This window comes from Blautia hansenii DSM 20583 (genome assembly GCF_002222595.2).
Taxonomy (GTDB): Bacteria; Bacillota; Clostridia; order Lachnospirales; family Lachnospiraceae; genus Blautia; species Blautia hansenii.
In genome coordinates, this window is sequence record NZ_CP022413.2 from 1,071,613 (window position 1) to 1,091,827 (window position 20,215).

At 39.3% G+C, this 20,215-nt stretch carries 13 protein-coding genes; 12 read left to right on the top strand and 1 reads right to left on the bottom strand.

The window, feature by feature from the left end:
• The first annotated feature begins 16 nt into the window (after positions 1-16).
• From CGC63_RS15515 to CGC63_RS05315, 6 genes are all read left to right on the top strand, one after another.
• Positions 17-6,457 (top strand): endo-alpha-N-acetylgalactosaminidase family protein, encoded by a 6,441-nt coding sequence (locus tag CGC63_RS15515; protein ID WP_004222950.1) that lies wholly within the window; start codon positions 17-19, stop codon positions 6,455-6,457.
• 170 nt (positions 6,458-6,627) lie between these two features.
• Positions 6,628-8,580 (top strand): fructose-bisphosphatase class III, encoded by a 1,953-nt coding sequence (locus CGC63_RS05295; RefSeq protein ID WP_040351295.1) that lies wholly within the window; start codon positions 6,628-6,630, stop codon positions 8,578-8,580.
• On the top strand, positions 8,577-9,407 hold the full coding sequence (locus CGC63_RS05300) for an alpha/beta hydrolase (protein WP_004222944.1): 831 nt from the start codon (positions 8,577-8,579) through the stop codon (positions 9,405-9,407). The genes CGC63_RS05295 and CGC63_RS05300 overlap by 4 nt, the downstream gene beginning before the upstream one ends.
• 156 nt (positions 9,408-9,563) lie before the next feature.
• Positions 9,564-10,304: a 30S ribosomal protein S2 gene (rpsB, locus tag CGC63_RS05305; protein WP_009246752.1), complete on the top strand. Its 741-nt coding sequence runs from the start codon at positions 9,564-9,566 to the stop codon at positions 10,302-10,304.
• Between the two features lie 98 nt (positions 10,305-10,402).
• On the top strand, positions 10,403-11,341 hold the full coding sequence (gene tsf, locus CGC63_RS05310) for a translation elongation factor Ts (RefSeq protein ID WP_040351272.1): 939 nt from the start codon (positions 10,403-10,405) through the stop codon (positions 11,339-11,341).
• A 241-nt stretch (positions 11,342-11,582) separates the two neighbouring features.
• Positions 11,583-11,912 (top strand): TIGR04076 family protein, encoded by a 330-nt coding sequence (locus CGC63_RS05315; protein WP_040351271.1) that lies wholly within the window; start codon positions 11,583-11,585, stop codon positions 11,910-11,912.
• A gap of 186 nt (positions 11,913-12,098) precedes the next feature.
• Here the strand turns inward: CGC63_RS05315 and CGC63_RS05320 are convergent, their stop codons facing one another.
• Positions 12,099-12,950 carry a patatin-like phospholipase family protein gene (locus CGC63_RS05320; protein ID WP_004222933.1) on the bottom strand — a complete coding sequence of 284 codons (852 nt, stop codon included), beginning with the start codon at positions 12,948-12,950 and terminating at the stop codon, positions 12,099-12,101.
• Between the two features lie 319 nt (positions 12,951-13,269).
• On the opposite strand from CGC63_RS05320, the gene mraZ reads away from it, so the two are divergent.
• The 6 genes from mraZ to mraY all read left to right on the top strand — a co-directional run bounded on the left by mraZ (position 13,270) and on the right by mraY (position 20,213).
• Positions 13,270-13,701, top strand: a complete 432-nt coding sequence (gene mraZ, locus CGC63_RS05325; protein WP_004222923.1) for a division/cell wall cluster transcriptional repressor MraZ — start codon at positions 13,270-13,272, stop codon at positions 13,699-13,701.
• Positions 13,702-13,719: 18 nt separating this feature from the next.
• Complete coding sequence (gene rsmH, locus CGC63_RS05330) at positions 13,720-14,661, top strand: 16S rRNA (cytosine(1402)-N(4))-methyltransferase RsmH (protein WP_004222921.1); 942 nt, start codon at positions 13,720-13,722, stop codon at positions 14,659-14,661.
• Positions 14,662-14,690: 29 nt separating this feature from the next.
• Positions 14,691-15,173 carry a hypothetical protein gene (locus CGC63_RS05335; RefSeq protein ID WP_004222918.1) on the top strand — a complete coding sequence of 161 codons (483 nt, stop codon included), beginning with the start codon at positions 14,691-14,693 and terminating at the stop codon, positions 15,171-15,173.
• A gap of 12 nt (positions 15,174-15,185) precedes the next feature.
• A complete protein-coding gene (locus tag CGC63_RS05340) occupies positions 15,186-17,339 on the top strand; it encodes a peptidoglycan D,D-transpeptidase FtsI family protein (RefSeq protein WP_242970507.1) in 2,154 nt (717 codons plus the stop codon).
• A 134-nt stretch (positions 17,340-17,473) separates the two neighbouring features.
• The gene (locus CGC63_RS05345) at positions 17,474-19,192 is read left to right on the top strand and encodes a peptidoglycan D,D-transpeptidase FtsI family protein (protein ID WP_004222913.1); all 1,719 of its coding nucleotides are present in this window, start codon (positions 17,474-17,476) and stop codon (positions 19,190-19,192) included.
• Between the two features lie 61 nt (positions 19,193-19,253).
• The gene (mraY, locus tag CGC63_RS05350; protein WP_004222910.1) at positions 19,254-20,213 is read left to right on the top strand and encodes a phospho-N-acetylmuramoyl-pentapeptide-transferase; all 960 of its coding nucleotides are present in this window, start codon (positions 19,254-19,256) and stop codon (positions 20,211-20,213) included.
• Positions 20,214-20,215: the final 2 nt, after the last annotated feature.

A 20,215-nucleotide genomic window follows, 5' to 3' on the forward strand; every position in this document is an offset into this window, starting at 1 on the left:
AAGAAAGGAGAACGTTATGAAAAAAAGAAACATGAAAGTATTCAGTTTGCTTTTGGCAGCAAGTATGACTGTTCCGCAGTTAGCCGACTATTCACAGCTTTCCGGACTTACCGTAGTACATGCGGCAGTCAATGAACAGTCATCAGAAAAAGCAGTAACTGAAGTATGGCGTCACTTTACATCAGGTGCGACAAATGACAATGCAAAGAAACCGGCAGTATTGAAGAACACTAATGAAAATGCCATTGATCCTGCTGGAGGAGAAATCAGTCTTGTATTAAAAACTTCACAGAATTCTGCATTAAACAGAATTCAGATTTGCCCGTACTGGGTAGATGGAGGCAACTTCATCAATGCAGCAGGATTTGATGCAAGCAGTAAATGGTTCTTCGAATATAAAGCTGATGGTTTAAGTGGTAATTGGCCGGGACTTGGTGTTTCTGAATGGAATGCAAATGAAGAAGTTCCAATTGTGATTTCTTGGAAAGAAAATGTTTATACTGTCACAATTAAAGGACAAAAATGCGCAGAACAGACAGTGCCTGCTACGTTCATAGAAGCATTAAAAGGCGGAAGCTTTGCGATTAAAGCAGGTACTTGGGGCGAGGAAATAACAGATATCTACTTTAAAGATGTTCAGATTAAGAACAGCAAGGGCGAAGTTGTTGTAGAAAAAGGCGCTGATACATGGGAAGTTTCCACTGGAAATGGTGAAGCTTTTGAAGCCGGTAAAGAAGTTACAACAGTATCTTTAACAGGTAAGGTCGTTGATAAAGAGAAAAATCCAGTTGCAGGAGCTACGGTAACTGTTGGTGATAAGAGCGCAACAACAGGAGAAGATGGTAGTTGGGCACTGGAGGGTGTTGAACCAGGTGAAGTTGAAATTGTAGTAACAAAAGAAGGTTATAAGAGCACAACAACAAGAGCAACCATTGAAAAAGAAGACAAAGTCATTGATGATATTACTTTATCCACAGGTGATGCAGTAGATTTCGAAGATGCAGCAGACGAAAGTATTTCTTCTGATGAAATGAAGGTGGCGATTGACAGTAAGTTCCCACGAGTAGCAGGCTACGAAATCTTAAAGGGCAATGGTGCAGGCAAGAAAATGTATGGTCAGACAGAAAAATTGGACACAATCGTGCTCAATCAGACAAAGGCTGACGATAAAACCGGTATTGCAGTAAAACCGGAAGTTACCTCTGAAAAAAATAAAGAAGGCAATAAAATGGTTTACACCATGAAGGTTGACGATAAAGAAAACAACATTCATGCAACCATCAAGGCAGAACTGGTAGCAGAGAAAAATACACTTGCTTTCAACATTACATCTGTAGAAAGAGAAAAAGGTTCTGAATTAGTAAAAACTATTAATATTCCAAACCATAATCTGGTATCTGTAAGAACTTCTCAGGCAGGTGCAAGATTTGACGGTGCGAATATGTCAAACAATACAAAGCAAAGTGGAGATACACATCAGGATGTTGCTTCCATGGCAGCAGGCAAAACAGGTTATATGTATGCATTTGTATCTGATGCTGATTTAAGTGCAGGTCTTTGGAGTAATTCTGAAAATAATGTAAATCGTGACTGGCAGCGTGTTGTAGCTAATGCAGCTGAAAAAGACGGATATCGTGAAACTGGTTTAAGCAGTAACTACTGGACATGGCAGAAAGGCGAAGATTATAGAGAAGAAAGTAAAGATTACGAACTTCCTTCCACAAAGATTGCCATTACAGCAGATGAAAATAACGATGCAAAAGTAGATTGGCAGGACGGTGCGATTGCATATCGTGATATTATGAACAATCCAAAGGGAAGTGAATTAGTTCCTGACAGAACTGCAATTCGTATTGCAATGAACTTCTCCAGTCAGGCACAGAACCCATTCCTGATGACATTGGATAATGTTAAAAAAGTATACTTAAATACAGACGGTCTTGGACAGAGCGTTCTGTTAAAGGGTTACGGAAGTGAAGGACATGACTCCGGACACTTGAATTACGCTGACATTGGTACTCGAATTGGTGGCGCAGAAGATATGACCACTCTTATGAAAGAGGGTGCAAAATACGGAGCTACCTTTGGTATTCATGTAAATGCCAGTGAAACATATCCAGAATCTATTTACTTCGAAGAAGATAGATTGATGAAAGGTTCCAATGGAAAATATTCCTATGGTTGGAACTGGCTGGATCAGGGTATTAACATCAATGCAGATTACGATTTAAAACATGGTCGTGAACAGCGTTTCTTAGATTTAAAAGAAAAACTGGATAAAGCAGATCCGGACGGAAAGAATGACCTTGACTTCATTTATGTAGACGTATGGGGCAATGGTCAGTCCGGTGATAATGGTACATGGGCAAGCCGTCAGCTGGCAAAAGAAATCACAGAAACATGTGATTGGCGATTAGCAGGTGAATGGGGACATGCAAATGAGTATGACTCTACATTCCAGCACTGGGCAGCAGACCTTACTTATGGTGGAGCAGCAAATAAAGGTATCAACAGTGCTATTACAAGATTTATTCGTAACCACCAGAAAGACTCATGGGTTGGTGATTACCCAAGCTACGGAGGAGCAGCTGTAAATCCACTTCTTGGTGGATATGATATGAAAGACTTCGAAGGCTGGCAGGGAAGAAATGATTATAAAGGATATATTGAAAATCTCTTTGATGATGATGTATCTACTAAATTCCTTCAGCATTACGAAGTGATGCAGTGGGTAGATGGAAATCCTACTACTGTTGCAGATTCTACATGGACTCCTGAAATGAAGGTTGTACTTCAGGATAAGGAAAGAAAACAGACGATTACAGTAGAAAGACAGTCTAACAACGGAAGTGATGCAGGTTATAGCTTGAGAACCATGAAGTTTGATGACGGAAATGGTGAAAGAGTTATCATGGATGGTGAAAAATACTTAATTCCATGGTACTGGGATGCAAACGGTGAATCTTTAGGAGATAACTATAAACTCTATCACTGGAATCAGGCTGGCGGAACTTCTACATGGACACTTCCGGCAGGATGGGAAAATGCAAAAGTTTACGAGCTTACAGAAAACGGTAAGAAAGAAGTAACAAATGCAACAGTATCCGGTGGTCAGATTACAATTGATGCAACAGCAAAAACACCTTATGTTCTTTATAAAACAGAAGCTAAGAACCCAACAAATGAAGAGTTGAAATGGAGTGAAGGAACTCACCTTGTTGATACAGGATTTAACAGTGCTTCTTTAGAACAGTGGAAGATTTCAGGTGAAGCAGAAGCTGCTCAGATTATCCACAGTGCAGGATTTAACCCAATGTTGCGTTTGAACAACCAGACAGATGAAGTAGTACTGGAGCAGAAAGCCAAAGGTCTTGAAAAAGGAAAACAGTATGTGGCTATGGTTGCAGTAGATAACAGAAGTGATGCAAAAGCTTATCTGGAAGTTACATCCGGTGATAAAACAACATCTAACTACACAACAAAATCTATTGCGAAAAACTACAGTCAGGCAGATGCTCATAATACAAATGCAAGTAATGCGACAATTCAAGGTCAGGGAAGTTACTTCCAGAATATGTATGTATTCTTTACAGCAGGTGAAGACGGAACAGCAACTATCAAACTGAAACGTGACAAAGGTGAAGGCGAAGTTTACTTTGATGATTTAAGAATTGTTCAGAATAATTCTAAAAACTTCGTATCTGACAATAAATTTGTACAGAACTTTGAAACAGTTCCACAGGGCTTATGGCCATTCGTAGTTGGTGGAGCAGAAGGCGTTACAGATAACCGTACTCATTTATCTGAAAAGAATAAAAAAGATTCAAAATATACATCAGCAGGCTGGTTTACAAAGAAGTTGGACGATGTATTGGAAGGTGACTGGTCCTTAAAGACAAATGGTCTGACACAGAGAGGAAACTTGATTTATCAGACAATTCCACAGAACTTCCGTTTTGAAGAAGGTGTTACATATAATGTAAGCTTTGATTATCAGTGTGGTTCTGAAGGAACTTATGCATTAGCAGTTGGTAACGGAGAGGTAGAAGACGGAAATGTAGAATATACACCGTTAGAGTCTTCTATTCCAAAGGGACAGAAAGCAGAAACAAAACACTACAAATTCCGTATTACAGGTTCAGAAGGCGGACAGAGCTGGTTTGGTATTCAGTCTACAACAAAAGGTCCGGATCTTCAGAATACAAGTGGCGGAGATGCTGACTTTGGTGGATACAAGGATTTTGTTTTAGATAATCTTGTAATTGAAAAATCCAAAGCACAGAAAGTAAAGCTGGAAACTTTAGTAGCTGAAAATCAAGGTCGTTACGAAGTAAATTACAGTGCTAAAACATGGAAAACATTTACAGAAGCTATGAAAAATGCAAATGAAGCATTAGATAACTTTGATGCAGATCAGGCAACTGTAGATAAAGCATATGAAAAATTAGATAAGGCAATCAAAGGTCTGGAAGTAATCGGTGCAACAATGTCCGGTACAGTTACAGATACAGAAGGAAATCCAATCGAAAATATCACAGTAAGCGTGAAAATGAAGGATAAAACAATCAAGACTGTTACAGACAGTAACGGACAGTATGTCCTTCCGGGTGTTTTATTCGGCGATTGGAAAGTAACAGCAGACAGTCCTATTTGGGCAAAAGCAACAGCTGATATTAAGTCCACAAAAGATAATCTTGAATTTACACAGGACTTCCAGTTGAAGGATACACAGTCTTCATTAGAAGGACATGTAACAGCCGTTGGTAAAAATGTAGAAGATGCAACAGTATCTCTTACAGGTAAGAGTGAAGTAGAAGCAATTAAGACAGATGCAAAGGGTGCATATAAGTTTGATAAGCTTTTAGCAGGAAATTATACCTTAAAAGTAGAAAAAGAAGGATATGATACCTTTACACAGGAAATCACTGTAACAAAAGAAAAAGGCTTTGTTCAGAATGTTATGTTACAGCCGGCTTCTACCGTAGATTATGAAAATGATTACAGCAACGGCAAAAAGACATGGGATAATCTTGCGGGAAATGGAAGCAGTACTACTATCAGTGTAGAAAATGAGGCAACTAAGATTAAATTCCCAGGTGGCGGACATGCTAATGTTTATGAAACAGCAGCACCAACATTTAAAAATGGTGTAGTTGAAATGGATGTTACACCTGAAAAGAGCGGTATTCGTTTAGGTGTTCTTCTTCGTGCAAACAATATGAACGATCGTGTATACATTGGTGTAGGCGATGCAGATAATCAATGGTTTGCAGAATACTGGGGCAGTGACGGATCAAACTCATGGTCCAGCATGCACTCCGGTCCAAAAGCAACAGCAGGCAAAAAATTACACTTAAAAGCTGAGATTATTGAGACAACTGTTTCCTTATGGGTAGACGGTGAATTAGTAATTAATAAGCTGAATATGGGTGGAATGCCAACAAAAGCAGGTGCAGTTGGTATGAACACTAGAAATTCCAATACCGTTACAGTGGATAATGTAAAAGTAACTTCTTATGATTTACCGGTAGGTGAAGTCGAAACTGTTGCTGGTCATGTGTCTGATAAAGACGGAAATGTATTAGAGGGTGTTTCCGTAAACATTAAGAGTGCAGAAGGTGCAGCAGAAGTAGTTGATAAAACAGCTAAGACAGATGCTCTTGGAAACTACAAGTTTAAAAACATTCCTTTAGGAAAATATAAAGTAACAGCAACAAATGATAAAGAAACAAAAACTGTAGATGTTACTGTAAAAGCAACAGATGACTATATTGTAGCTCCGGAAATTTGCTTTGGAGTAACAACAGACGGCTGGAAGGAAACAACAGACGGATGGGAATACTATGAAGATGGTAAAAAAGTAACCGGTTGGAAAGAAATTTCTAAACATTGGTATTACTTTGAGTCAAACGGAATTATGACAACCGGTTGGACAGAAGTAGGCGAACACTGGTACTACATGGATCAGTGGGGAGCAATGATGACTGGTTGGGTATCCGTAGATGGACATTGGTATTACATGGATCAGTGGGGAGCAATGACAACCGGCTGGGTATATGTAAACGGACATTATTACTACATGGATCGGTGGGGAGCAATGCAGACCGGCTGGGTATCCGTAGACGGACATTGGTACTATCTGAATGCAGACGGAGCAATGGCAACCGGCTGGGTATATGTAAACGGACATTACTACTACATGGATCAGTGGGGAGCAATGCAGACCGGCTGGGTATCCGTAGGCGGACATTGGTATTATCTGAATGCAGACGGAGCAATGGCAACCGGCTGGGTATATGTAGGTGGCTATTGGTATTATCTGGATCAGTGGGGAGCAATGACGACCGGCTGGGTGCAGGTAGGTAACGATTGGTACTACATGAACTCTGATGGAACAATGGCAACTAATCAGTGGATTGGGGGCTACTATGTAGGTGCATCTGGCAAGATGGAATAAAGCATAGTGTAGAAAATTTAATAAGTATTAAATTTTAGCTAAAAAGGAGCTGTTGCTTCTACGATGAAAAATCGTGGAGCAATAGCTTCCTTTTTTTTTGTTTTATGTTAGAATAAAGGTATCGGAAACAAGATTGGGGATTAAAAGGAAAGTGTATGAGGGAAAAAGTAATGGAGAAGATGAAATTAAAGTATCTGGAAAAAATGGCAGAGCTGTACCCCACAATGGCAGAGGCATCTACGGAGATTATTAATTTACAATCAATTTTAAATTTACCCAAGGGAACGGAGCATTTTATTACAGATATACATGGAGAATATGAAGCGTTTTCTCATGTGTTAAAAAATGGTTCAGGTTCCATTCGAAGAAAAATTGATACTGTTTTTGGGCATACCATGAATAAACAGGAAAAGAAAAGTCTTGCTACTTTAATTTATTATCCAAAAGAAAAGATAGGGCTGATTAAGAAGCAGGAAACAGATATGGAAGAATGGTACAAAATTACCTTGTATCGTTTAATTGAAGTATGTAAAAAAGCTGCATCAAAATATACGCGTTCAAAAGTGAGAAAAGCTCTTCCAAAAGATTTTGCTTATGTTATTGAAGAATTGATAACGGAAAGATGGGATATTACAGATAAAGAGTCTTATTATGAACAAATTATATGTACTATTATTGATATTGGTCGTGCAGAAGAATTTATTATTGCCTTATCAGAACTGATACAGAGACTGGTGGTAGACCATCTTCATATTCTGGGTGATATTTATGACAGAGGGCCTGCACCTCATCGAATTATGGACAAACTGGAAACCTATCATTCTTTGGATGTTCAGTGGGGAAATCATGATATTTTATGGATGGGAGCGGCTGCGGGACAGGAATGTTGTATAGCAACAGTTATCCGAATTTGTGCCCGCTATGGAAATCTGGATATTTTGGAGGATGGGTATGGCATCAATTTATTGCCGTTGGCAACCTTTGCTCTCACATATTATAAAGACGATGCCTGCCAGTGCTTTAAAATTAAAGGAAATCATCAGCTAAATCCAGTTGAACAGGATTTGAACATGAAAATGCACAAAGCAATTTCCATTATTCAATTTAAGCTGGAAGGACAGCTTCTTATGAGAAGACGAGAATTTGGTATGGCAGACAGGGCGCTTTTAGACGATATTGATTATTCAGAAGGAACAATTCGTTTAAAAGGAAAAGAATATAAACTGTTGGACAGTTATTTCCCGACGATTGATGCAGAAAATCCTTATGAATTGTCAAGAGAAGAAAAAGAAGTTGTGGAGAGGCTGGTATCTGCATTTGTAAGCTGTGAAAAATTACAAAACCATATACAGTTTCTGCTGAAGAAGGGAAGTATGTATAAGATTTTTAATGGAAATCTGCTTTACCATGGCTGTATTCCCATGAATGAAGACGGCAGCCTGAAAGAAGTACAGATTTATGAAAAATCTTACAGGGGAAAAGCCCTGTACGATGTGTTGGAATGTTATGTTCGTAAAGCATTTATGGCACGAGACGGAAAAGAAAAGGAGAGAGGGAAGGACATGCTATGGTATATCTGGACCAGCCCGAACTCGCCTTTATTCGGCAAAAACAAAATGGCAACGTTTGAACGCTATTTTTTGGCAGAGAAGGAAACACATCAGGAAATAAAAAATCCATATTATAATTTTCTGGAAAGTGAAGAAATAGCAGAGCGGATTTTTGAAGAATTTCAGGTAAAAGGAGAAGGAAGACATATTGTAAACGGTCATGTTCCGGTGCACCATACCTCAGGAGAAAGTCCGATTAAATGTAAAGGGAAAATTCTTGTTATTGATGGAGGTTTTTCAAGAGCATATCAAAAAGAGACCGGTATTGCAGGATATACTTTAATTTATAATTCATGGGGGATGATTTTAGCTGCTCATGAACCATTTACATCTACACAGGATGCTATTACAAAAGAAAGTGATATTCTTTCCGACAGTATTTTAGTAAAAAGGGTGACAGAAAGAAAAAATGTAGGGGCAACAGATACAGGTGCAAAATTAAAAGAAAGGATAGCAGAACTGAAAGAGCTTTTAGATGCTTATAGAAACGGACTGCTGGTAGAAAAGCTATGAGAAATGAACAGATAAAAATCCAAGTAGAAGGTTCCGGAAAAGACGTATGTTTGGAAACTTATATTTTGGGAGATGTAATGGATGGTGCAAGGAATAGAAAGACACCGTTAGTATTGATATGTCCGGGAGGAGGTTATGCCATGACTTCCAATCGAGAAGCGGAGCCTATTGCTCTGCAGTTTAACAGCATGGGATATCAGGCAGCAGTTTTACGGTATTCCTGTGCTCCGGCAGTTTATCCTACAGCACTTTGTGAAGTGGCACAAAGCGTGAAGCTTATCAGAGAACATGCAGAAGACTGGAATGTAGATGCAGAGAAAATTATTGTTATGGGATTTTCAGCAGGAGGGCATTTGGCAGCCAGTTATGGTGTGTTTTGGAATGAATCATGGTTAACAGAGAAAATGCAGTGTGATAAGCAACTTTTAAAGCCAAACGGACTTGTTTTGTGTTATCCGGTTATCAGCTCTAAGGAGGAAATTGCACATCAGGACAGTATAAAAAATCTATTGGGAGAATCTTATCCGGAAATGAAAGAGCAGGTGTCATTAGAGGATAAGGTGGGAAAACATACACCGAAAACTTTCCTGTGGCATACTTTTACAGATCCTGTCGTTCCTTTTTGGAATTCTTTCCGATTTGCAGAAGCATTGGGAAAAGCAGGGGTTCCAATGGAATATCATTTATATCCGCAAGGAGGGCATGGACTTTCTCTTGCCAATGAACAGACAGCAAATGAAGAAGGAAAAGGTGTGGAAAAAGTATGTCAGAGCTGGGTTCCCCTTCTTCGTTCATGGATGCTGGAAAATTTCGGACTTTATTCGTAAAAAAGCCTTGCAATTATAGAAAAAATTGTGATATAATGCTTGCGTTGCTAAGTGCAATGTAGAAAATAACCACGCCTGTGAATTTCAACGGGGGGTGCTTAGAAAGTCCCGAAGGAGCAGAAGCAGGTGGAAGAGAAAACCAAAGGAGAGAAAAAAATGAGCGTTATTTCAATGAAACAGTTACTTGAAGCAGGTGTTCATTTCGGACATCAGACAAGAAGATGGAACCCTAAAATGGCACCATACATCTACACAGAAAGAAATGGTATCTACATCATCGACTTACAGAAATCTGTAGGAATGGTTGACGATGCATACAAAGCAATCGCTGACATCGCTGCAGAAGGTGGCACAATCCTGTTCGTAGGAACAAAGAAACAGGCTCAGGATGCTATCAAAACAGAAGCTGAAAGATGTGGAATGTTCTATGTAAATGAAAGATGGTTAGGCGGTATGCTGACTAACTTCAAGACAATCCAGAGCAGAATTGCAAGATTAAAAGAAATCGAAGCTATGGAAGCTGATGGAACATTTGATGTTCTGCCTAAGAAAGAAGTAATCAACCTGAAAAAAGAACTGGAAAAATTACAGAAAAACCTTGGCGGAATTAAAGAAATGAAAAAACTTCCAGATGCTATCTTTATCGTAGACCCGAAAAAAGAAAGAATCTGTGTACAGGAAGCTCATACATTAGGTATTCCGTTAATTGGTATCGCTGATACAAACTGCGATCCAGAAGAATTAGATTACGTAATCCCAGGAAACGATGATGCTATCAGAGCTGTAAAATTAATCGTTTCTAAAATGGCTGATGCTGTTATCGAAGCAAACCAGGGCGAAGCTGCTGATGCTGAAGAAATCTTCGTAGAAGAAACAGAAGAAGTTGTAGAAGAATAATCTTATTCAAAATGGAATAACTGAAGCTGTCATATAAAATTAAATTTTATGTGACAGCCTTATTCCGTATAAACGGTATTATACAGGAGGAATTTAAAATGGCTATTACAGCAGGAATGGTAAAAGAATTAAGAGAAATGACAGGCGCTGGTATGATGGACTGTAAGAAAGCTCTTACAGCAACAGAAGGCGATATGGATAAAGCAGTAGAATTTTTAAGAGAAAAAGGTCTTGCAACAGCTCAGAAAAAAGCTGGACGTATTGCAGCAGAAGGTCTTTGCCAGACTTTAGTTTCTTCAGATGAAAAACACGCAGTTGTTGTTGAAGTAAATGCAGAAACAGACTTCGTTGCGAAAAACGATGTATTCCAGGGATATGTAGCTCAGGTTGCAGAAGCTGCTATGGAAACAGAAACAACTACAACAGAAGATTTCCTTGCTTCTCCATGGAAATTTGATACAACAAAAACTGTAAACGAAGCTTTAGCAGCACAGATCGCTGTTATCGGTGAAAACATGAACATCAGAAGATTTGCGAAAGCATCTGAAGAAAATGGATTTATTGCTTCTTATACACATATGGGCGGAAAAATCGGCGTTTTAGTTGATGTTGAAACAGACGTTGTAAACGATGCAGTAAGAGAAATGGCTAGAAACGTAGCAATGCAGATTGCTGCTTTAAAACCACAGTACACAAACAGTTCTGAAGTAAGTGAAGAATATATCGCACATGAAAAAGAAATTCTTCTTGCTCAGATCATGAACGATCCAAAAGAATCCCAGAAACCGGAAAAAGTTATTCAGGGAATGATTAGCGGACGTATCAACAAAGAATTAAAAGAAATCTGTCTGTTAGATCAGGTTTATGTAAAAGCTGAAGACGGAAAACAGAACGTAGCTAAATATGTAGAAGAAGTTGCAAAAGCTAACGGCGCTAAAATCACTGTAAAAGGATTTGTTCGTTTTGAAACAGGCGAAGGAATCGAAAAGAAACAGGAAGATTTCGCTGCAGAAGTTGCTGCACAGATGGGAAACTAATTTATCAATCGTAAGACTGATAAAAAGCGAATTAAATAGCGTATTTAAACAGTTTCTGATTATTTTGAGTACAAACTGGGTAGGGAGTTGGGTAAAGAAGTTTACCCAACCTCTTAACGAGGAATTTGCTTGTTGTTTAAAAATAGAAAGGGAACGCTGTGAGTGTTAAGGGTATATTGCGAAAGTGATATACCCTTTATTCGTTTTAAAAATTGAATATGAAATATGGAGATTTGAGGATATGAAAAAAGTAAAAATTACAGTTCTTCACAAAGAATTTTACCCAGATTATGCAGATACATACCTGACGGATGGAAAAGCAGTTGGCAGATGTCCGTTACTGGAGGTTGGTGATGAATTTATTTATGAAGGAAGTGCAAAAATGCCGGAAGGATTTTGCCCATGGGCATGGATTGATATTTATCGCAGCGTGAGCGCGATGTCTTCTGGTTCCAGCTGTAAACCGTGGAATAATACAGATGGTCAAACCATTGTTTGTTGTACAGATGGTATAAGACCTGTGGTGTTTAATGTGGAGGCTATTGGAGAAAATGATGTAGATATTGAATAGCGTATATGCTTTAGTCAGTATCCAGAAATATTTATACATTTTATTAAAGTTGTCGAGTGTAATTTGCGATTATAAATTCAAAGTAAAGGCAAACAGGTATTATGTATAAATGTTCTGGATATCTTTGCTAAAGTATGAGTTTTTAAACATATTTCTTGTATAAAGTTGAAAGTGCTTGTAGAAGATTTAACGGTTACTTAAATACACATCCAACGCATCCATTTTTTTCAACGCATCTTCTTGCCCCAAATCATACATTTCCTGAATTTTCTCCAAATCCCTTTCAATACGTTTGATATCTACAAATCTGGAGGGCCTCAGCACAAAAATTTTTCCCGCAGCCTCCAAATCCTTTACCATATCCAACTGCTGATTATATATACGATATCGATTATTTATTGCTTCTGTCAGATACGGATATTTCCGATAATAAATTTTTGGAAGGAGTGTATTACTTTTCTTTTTTCGGTAGTCCTCCGGTCTTGTAAGAACCACAATATTTTTATCGCATCCCATATCCATAAGCTTCTCAATAGGAATACTGTCAGATATGCCGCCGTCTAAGTAACTTTTACCGTGTACAATCACAGGATTTGACAAAAACGGCATAGAACCGGATGCACGCAGATATTCCATCTGGTCTTCTTTTTTCAAATCATCGATTTTTATATATTCTGCTTTGCCGGTTGTCATATTCGTTACTACTGCGTAAAAATCTTCTTTTCCGTTTTTATAGGTTTCAAAATCAACAGGGTCTAAGTCATTGACAATTTTATTAAAACAGAAATCCTTATTCATAATATTTCCTGTGGTAATCAGTGAGTGAAAACCCATGTAATTTTTGCAGGAGGCAAATCTTTTATTATATCTCAAAACCCGTCCCATTTGTTTTGATTTGTAATTCATTCCAAATAAAGCTCCGGCGGAAACGCCGATTATAGTGTCTATGGAAATGTGATTTTGCATAAATACATCCAGTACACCGGCGGTGTATAATCCTCTCATAGCCCCGCCTTCCAGCAGTAATCCGGTTGTCATAGTTGTTCAGCTCCTTCTTGCTTCTTTTGATTTCTAATTTTATACTTTTAAGAATTGTAAAGCAATAGTTTTAAAACCTTAAATGGAAAAAATTAGGATTTTATACGAAAAATCCTCTAAAATTAAGTGAAAAAAACGAAAAAGAATATGTGTTTCCCCTTGCATAATTTATGGGATTAGTATAAAATGTACGTATAAGTGGTAGAAAGTGGTGGAAAGTGGTGCTAAATGGGTGGCTGATGGCAGAAGTACCTGTGAAGCGTCATAGAGAATTATAAAGGGGAGATTTATAGTTCTCACGAAAGAAGGTGACGTTCGTATGTTCATGGGAGAGTATAGTCATACAATAGATGTAAAAGGAAGAATGATTATTCCGGCTAAGTTCAGAGAAGAGCTGGGAGAAGAATTCGTACTTACCAAAGGATTGGATGGCTGTTTATCCATTTATCCCAACAACGAATGGAAAGCCTTTGAGGAAAAGCTGAAAGCTTTACCACTTAATGATAAAAATGCAAGAGCCTTCTTACGTTTCTTTGTAGCCAGTGCTACCATGTGTGAACTGGACAAGCAGGGGAGAATACTCGTACCGGGAACGTTGCGGGAATTTGCTGGTCTCAATAAAGACGTGGTATTAACTGGAAATCTTACGAGAATCGAAGTCTGGAGTAAGGAGAAGTGGTTGGAAAACAGCAATTACGAAGACATGGATGCCATTGCAGAAGGTATGCAGAGTATGGGTATTGTTATCTAAGTATGCTAGGAGAGAAAAATGGAATTTAAACACCAATCCGTATTACTGGAAGAAACCGTAGGGAACTTAAGGGTAAAGCCTGACGGAATTTATGTTGATGGAACACTGGGAGGCGGCGGACATTCTTATGCAATATGTCAGCAGTTATCTGCCAAGGGGAGCTTGATAGGTATAGATCAAGATGAAGCGGCAATAAATGCTGCGGGAAATCGGTTGCAGGAGTTCAAAGAACAGGTGACGATTATCCGCAGCAATTATTGCAACATGAAAAGAGAGTTACAAAAGATAGGAATTACATCTGTTGATGGAATTGTTTTAGATTTAGGGGTATCTTCTTATCAGCTGGACAACAGTGAGCGAGGCTTTACTTACAGAGAAGATGTCCCTCTTGACATGCGTATGGATCAGAGAAATCCCCGCACAGCCAAGAATATTGTAAATGAGTATAGTGAAAATGAGCTCTACCGCATTATTCGTGATTACGGCGAGGACAAGTTTGCGAAAAACATTGCAAAACATATCTGTATGGCAAGGCAGGAAAAAGAAATAGAAACAACGGGGGAATTGATTGAGATTATCAAACGTGCAATTCCCATGAAAATGAGAGCAGTAGGCGGTCATCCGGCAAAGAAAACGTTTCAGGCAATTCGAATTGAATTAAATCAGGAATTGGATGTACTGAGAAATTCGCTGGATGATATGATTGAACTGTTAAATGACCAAGGAAGAATTTGTATTATTACCTTCCATTCTTTAGAAGACCGTATTGTAAAAACGATTTTTAAAAGAAACGAAAATCCTTGTACATGCCCTCCGGGATTTCCGGTATGTGTATGCGGAAATCAATCAAAGGGGAAAGTGATTACAAGGAAACCAATTCTTCCAAGCGAAGAAGAACTGGAAATGAATAAACGCTCAAAAAGCGCTAAGCTAAGAGTGTTTGAAAGAGTGAAGCAGTAGGGAAAATGACCTGATAAGGGGAGAGTTTCATGGCAAGTACAAGGAACCGAAACAAATATAACAACAGAAGAGCGCAAAGGCGTGGAGCTTATTTTGAAGATGGAAATGCAGCCCGCCGTTTAGATGAGGTACCTAGTCAGCCAAAGAAGAAACTAAGCAGGACTGCACGAAAGAACCGAGTAAAAAGTACAAATATGGGACGGGGATATATGGTATTTCTTTCTCTGATTTGTGCTTTGGCAACAGGTGCGTGTGTGCATTATATTAAACTGACTGCAGAATTAACTGCAAAACGCAGCGCAGTAGCAGAAAAAGAGCTTCAGTTAAATGAGCTGAAAGCCGAGAATGATGCGTATTACAGTGATGTAATGACAAATGTGGACTTAAATGAAATTAAGGACAGAGCCATTAATGAGCTGGGTATGCAGTATGCAACAGAAGAACAGATTAAATATTACACACCGGGAAATAACAACTATGTGCGGCAATATCAGGATGTACCGGAAAATTAAGTAGGTGGAAGATTGAATAAACAAGAATCTCAAAAGAGGAAACTTACAAAAAAGATGAAATTAAAGCTGGCGGGGGTATTTGGAATAGCTCTGCTGGCTTTAGTCAGTTTATTGGTGGGAATTACGATTATCAATGCAAAATTCGGGAATAAGTATACGCAGCAGGTGCTTTCTCAGTCTCAGCAGCAGTATACCAATAAGACATTGCCCTTTAAAAGAGGCAGTATTACAGACCGAAATGGAACCATGCTGGCAAATAGTGTAAAAGTCTATAACCTTATTTTGGACTGCAAAGAGGTAAACGGACACGAAACCTATAAAGAGCCGGTAAAGGAAGCGCTGGAAACAGTTTTTGGAATTGAAGACAGTGAAATTGAAAATCTTTTGGAAAATGAAGAGACAAAGGACAGCCAGTATCAGATTTTGAAAAAAGAAGTCACCATGGAAGAAAAAAAGAGCTTTGAAGAAGCCAATAAAGTACCAACTGATGAAGAAGCCAAAAAAGCGCTGGGAGAAGAGGAATTAAAGAGACGTCAGAATGTCAAGGGAATTTACTTTGAAGATACATATAAGCGAGTGTATCCCCTAGACAGTCTTGCCTGTGATGTTATTGGCTTTACCGATGCGGGAAATACAGCTACATGGGGCTTGGAAGGGTATTATAACAGTACCTTAAACGGAAGCAACGGAAGAAAATTCGGATACTTAGATGAAAATGCTTCCTTAGAGCAGACCATTGTAGAGGCAGTAAACGGGAAAAATCTTACGACTACTTTGGATGCCACTATTCAAACTATTGTAGAAAAGTATATTACAGCTTTTGACCGTGCCTTGTCGGCAGGACCGAACAATAAAAAAGATGCAAAGAAAAAGGGCGCTGAAAATATTGCCGTGATTGTAGAAAATCCCAATAACGGAGAAATTCTTGCAATGGCAAGCTCCGGAACGTATGATTTGAATAATCCCAGAGATTTATCAGGAAGCTATACAGAAAAAGAAATCGAAGCAATGGATGACGAGCAGACAAAAGATGCGTTATTTAATATGTGGAAAAATTACTGCGTCAGCCAGAACTTTGAACCAGGTTCTACGGTAAAACCCATTGTAGTGGCAGGAGCTTTAGAGTCAGGCGCAATTACAGAAAACAGCCGTTTTCTCTGTGACGGCGGTGAGGAAATCGGTGAGGATTATGTCCGCTGTGCGGTTTATCCGGATAATCACGGCGCAGAAAGCTTAGGGGAGGTTATTCAGAATTCCTGCAATGACGGAATGATGGCAATCGGCAGAAAAATGGGTGCAGCCAAATTTTTGGAGTATCAGCAGAGATTTAATTTCGGTACCAGAACAGGTATTGATTTGCCCAATGAAGAAACAGGTCTTTTGTTTACAGAAGATAATATGTATGAAATGGAGCTGTCCACCTCTGCTTTCGGTCAGGGCTTCAACTGCACCATGATACAGGAAATTTCAGCTATGGCAGCGGCCATTAACGGCGGTATCTATTATCAGCCGCATTTGGTAAAAGAAATTACAGATGAAGACGGAAAAGTTGTGAAAAGCATTCAGCCTAATATTTTAAAGCAGCCCATATCCGAAGAGGTTTCAGCGGATATTCGAGAATATATGGGTATGAGTGTGACGGACGGTACCAGTAAAAAGTCTAAGGTAAAGGGCTATTCCATGGGAGGTAAAACAGGAACAGCGGAAAAACTGAATGAAAAGGAAAAAGGAAATTACCTTGTTTCCTTTATCGGATTTGCGCCTCTTGATAATCCGGAGCTTTTGATTTATGTAGTTGTGGACACCCCAAATGTAGAGGAGCAGGCATCCAGCTCTTATCCTCAGTTTCTGGCACAGGCAATTTTATCAGAGGTGCTGCCTTATATGAATATTTATATGGATGAGCCTACAACAGAAGAGACTGTTTTATGGGAGGGCTTTTACGGAGTGCCGAAGCTTACAGATATTGAAAAAGACGGTGTTTCCAATCCTTACGGCACGATTTTGGACCAGGGCTTTGGAGACGGAGAGTCTCAGGATGTAGAGGAAAATGACGAACATTCAGACGGAATTACCAATGAAGATGCGGGAATAGAAGAAGACGACCCTGAATATGAGGATGACCCTTACGGAATGGAAGAACTGGAGGATGACATCCGAAGATAAACGTATTTTGGGATATTGATACATTTTTCAGCATATAGCCGGGAGGTGTATCAATATTTCCGAAATACGTTTTTCATTTCATATAGAAAAAAGAGAATACATATAGTATAGAGATAACGGGAAAAGGCAGAATTATGAGAAAAAACAGAACGTATCATAAAAAGAAAACCGTGTTGGTTTTTGCTGTATGTATTTTTCTTTTGGCAGGACTTATGGGACGTATGGTATATTTAATGATTATTCAGTCGGATTATTATGCAAAGAAAGCAGAACAGCTTCATGAAAGAGAACGAGATATTAAAGCGGCAAGAGGGCGGATTTTAGATTGCAAAGGGGAAATTTTGGCAGATAATAAAGCAGTTTGTACGATTTCCGTTATTCACAGTCAGATAAAAGAGCCAGAAAAGGTTGTGGAAATGCTTCACAAAGAATTGGGCATATCTGTGGAGGAAGCTCAAAAAAGAGTGAGGACCGTTTCTGCCATAGAAAGAGTAAAGACAAATGTAGATAAAAAAACAGGAGACAAAATACGAAGCTATGGACTAGACGGTGTAAAAGTAGATGAGGATTTTAAACGAAGTTATCCTTTTGATGAATTGGCATCAAAGGTTTTAGGTTTTACAGGAGGTGACAATCAGGGAATTATTGGCTTAGAGGTTATGTACGAGGATGTGTTGAGGGGAATTAACGGAAAAATTCTTACCACTACGGACGCCAGAGGGATTGAGTTGTCAGAACTGGGAGAAAGCCGTGTGGAGCCTGTTCCGGGTTATGACCTGCATTTGAGCCTTGATAAGAATATTCAGATGTATGCACAGCAGGCAGCGGAAAAAGTTATGGAACAGAAACAGGCAGATGCTGTTTCTATTTTGCTGTTAAATCCTCAAAACGGAGAAATTTATGCCAATGCAAATGTGCCGGAATTTAATTTAAATGAGCCTTTCCGGCTAAATACAGACACTACCGGAATGACAGAAAAGGAAAAGCAGGACGCCTGTAATCAGATGTGGAGAAATCTGACGATTAATGATACTTATGAGCCCGGTTCTACTTTCAAAATCATCACCATGGCAGCAGGGCTTTCTCAGGGAGTTGTGCATCCGGATGACCAATTTTCCTGCCCAGGCTTTAAGGTGGTGGAGGACAGACGTATTCATTGCCATAAAAGAACAGGACACGGTGCGGAAAATTTTGTGCAGGGTGCGATGAATTCCTGCAACCCTGTGTTTATTGAGGTGGGACTGCGTCTTGGTGTGGATAATTATTACCGCTACTTTCAGCAGTTTGGCTTGATGAAAAAAACGGGGATAGACCTTCCCGGAGAAGCGGCAACCATTATGCACAAAAAAGAAAATATAGGGGAAGTGGAGCTTGCCACGATTTCCTTTGGACAGTCTTTTCAGATTACGCCCATTCAGCTTGCCACGACAGTAAGCTCTATTATTAACGGCGGCAGGAGGATTACCCCTCATTTTGGCGTGAAGGTCACAGATGAAGAGGGAAATCTTGTAAAAGAGTTGAAATATAAGGAAGAACCGGGAATTGTATCAAAAGAAGTATCAAAAGAAGTGTGTCAGATTTTAGAAAAGGTCGTGTCCGAAGGCTCCGGAAAAAACGCTGCTATTGAGGGCAGAAGTATTGGAGGGAAAACAGCAACGTCCCAGACACTTCCGAGAAGCGCCAACCGCTATATTTCCTCTTTTCTGGGATTTACACCTGCGGAAAATCCAAAGGTTCTGGGAATTTGCGTTATTCACAACCCTCAGGGGATTTATTACGGAGGCACGATTGCAGCTCCCGTAATCAAAGAAATTTTCGAGAATATTCTGCCTTACATGGGGATTGAAGGTTGATAAATAAGCGAAAAAGCATTATACTAGAAAGAGCAAAAATACATATTTAAAGAGGTGTACTATGACAGATTTTAAAATGGCTTTACCGGTACTTTTGGCTTTTGCCATCAGTGTAATATTAGGTCCTATTGTAATCCCATATTTGAGAAAGCTGAAAATGGGACAGACAGAGCGTGTGGAAGGTGTGCAGTCTCACTTAAAGAAGGCAGGGACACCGACCATGGGAGGAATTATTTTCCTGCTTTCCACTACAATAACAGCTTTGTTTTATGTAAAAGATTATCCAAAGATTATTCCTGTTTTGTTCTTAACACTGGGATTTGGAATTATCGGTTTTCTGGATGATTATTTAAAAGTAGTGCTGAAGCGCTCTGACGGGCTGATGCCGGCACAGAAAATGGCATGCCAGATTGTGGTAACTGCAATTTTTGCATTTTATTTGGTGAAATTTACAGACGTAAGCTTAGCAATGAAAATTCCGTTTTTCCCGGGACATGAAATAGATTTTGGAATTTTGACAATTCCGATTTTATTTGTAGCCGTGATTGGTGCGGTAAACGGTGTAAACTTTACAGACGGTCTGGATGGACTGGCTTCTTCTGTAACCATTATGGTAGCGACCTTTTTCTCTGTGGTTGCGATTGGGACAAAGAGCGGCATTGAGCCAATCACCTGTGCGGTTGTGGGCGCTTTAATGGGATTTTTACTGTTCAATGTCTATCCGGCAAAGATTTTCATGGGAGATACCGGTTCTCTGGCGCTGGGAGGCTTTGTGGCAGGTACGGCTTATATGCTTCAGATGCCGTTATTCCTCTTAATCGTAGGTTTGATTTATGTGGTGGAAGTGCTTTCCGTAATGATACAGGTAACCTATTTTAAAGCAACACACGGAAAACGTTTCTTTAAAATGGCGCCTATTCATCATCACTTTGAGTTATGCGGATGGTCTGAGACAAGAGTTGTAGCAGTATTTTCAATTATTACAGCAATTTTGTGTCTGATTGCATTGATGGGGGTATAAAA

Coding starts and splice junctions, on each gene's coding strand:
- CGC63_RS05345 (WP_004222913.1), top strand. CDS start 17,474: ATGAGAAAAAACAGAACGTATCATAAAAAGAAAACCGTGTTGGTTTTT.
- rpsB (WP_009246752.1), top strand. CDS start 9,564: ATGAGCGTTATTTCAATGAAACAGTTACTTGAAGCAGGTGTTCATTTC.
- CGC63_RS05295 (WP_040351295.1), top strand. CDS start 6,628: ATGGAGAAGATGAAATTAAAGTATCTGGAAAAAATGGCAGAGCTGTAC.
- CGC63_RS05315 (WP_040351271.1), top strand. CDS start 11,583: ATGAAAAAAGTAAAAATTACAGTTCTTCACAAAGAATTTTACCCAGAT.
- CGC63_RS05335 (WP_004222918.1), top strand. CDS start 14,691: ATGGCAAGTACAAGGAACCGAAACAAATATAACAACAGAAGAGCGCAA.
- tsf (WP_040351272.1), top strand. CDS start 10,403: ATGGCTATTACAGCAGGAATGGTAAAAGAATTAAGAGAAATGACAGGC.
- CGC63_RS05320 (WP_004222933.1), bottom strand. CDS start 12,950: ATGACAACCGGATTACTGCTGGAAGGCGGGGCTATGAGAGGATTATAC.
- mraZ (WP_004222923.1), top strand. CDS start 13,270: ATGTTCATGGGAGAGTATAGTCATACAATAGATGTAAAAGGAAGAATG.
- CGC63_RS15515 (WP_004222950.1), top strand. CDS start 17: ATGAAAAAAAGAAACATGAAAGTATTCAGTTTGCTTTTGGCAGCAAGT.
- CGC63_RS05300 (WP_004222944.1), top strand. CDS start 8,577: ATGAGAAATGAACAGATAAAAATCCAAGTAGAAGGTTCCGGAAAAGAC.
- rsmH (WP_004222921.1), top strand. CDS start 13,720: ATGGAATTTAAACACCAATCCGTATTACTGGAAGAAACCGTAGGGAAC.
- mraY (WP_004222910.1), top strand. CDS start 19,254: ATGACAGATTTTAAAATGGCTTTACCGGTACTTTTGGCTTTTGCCATC.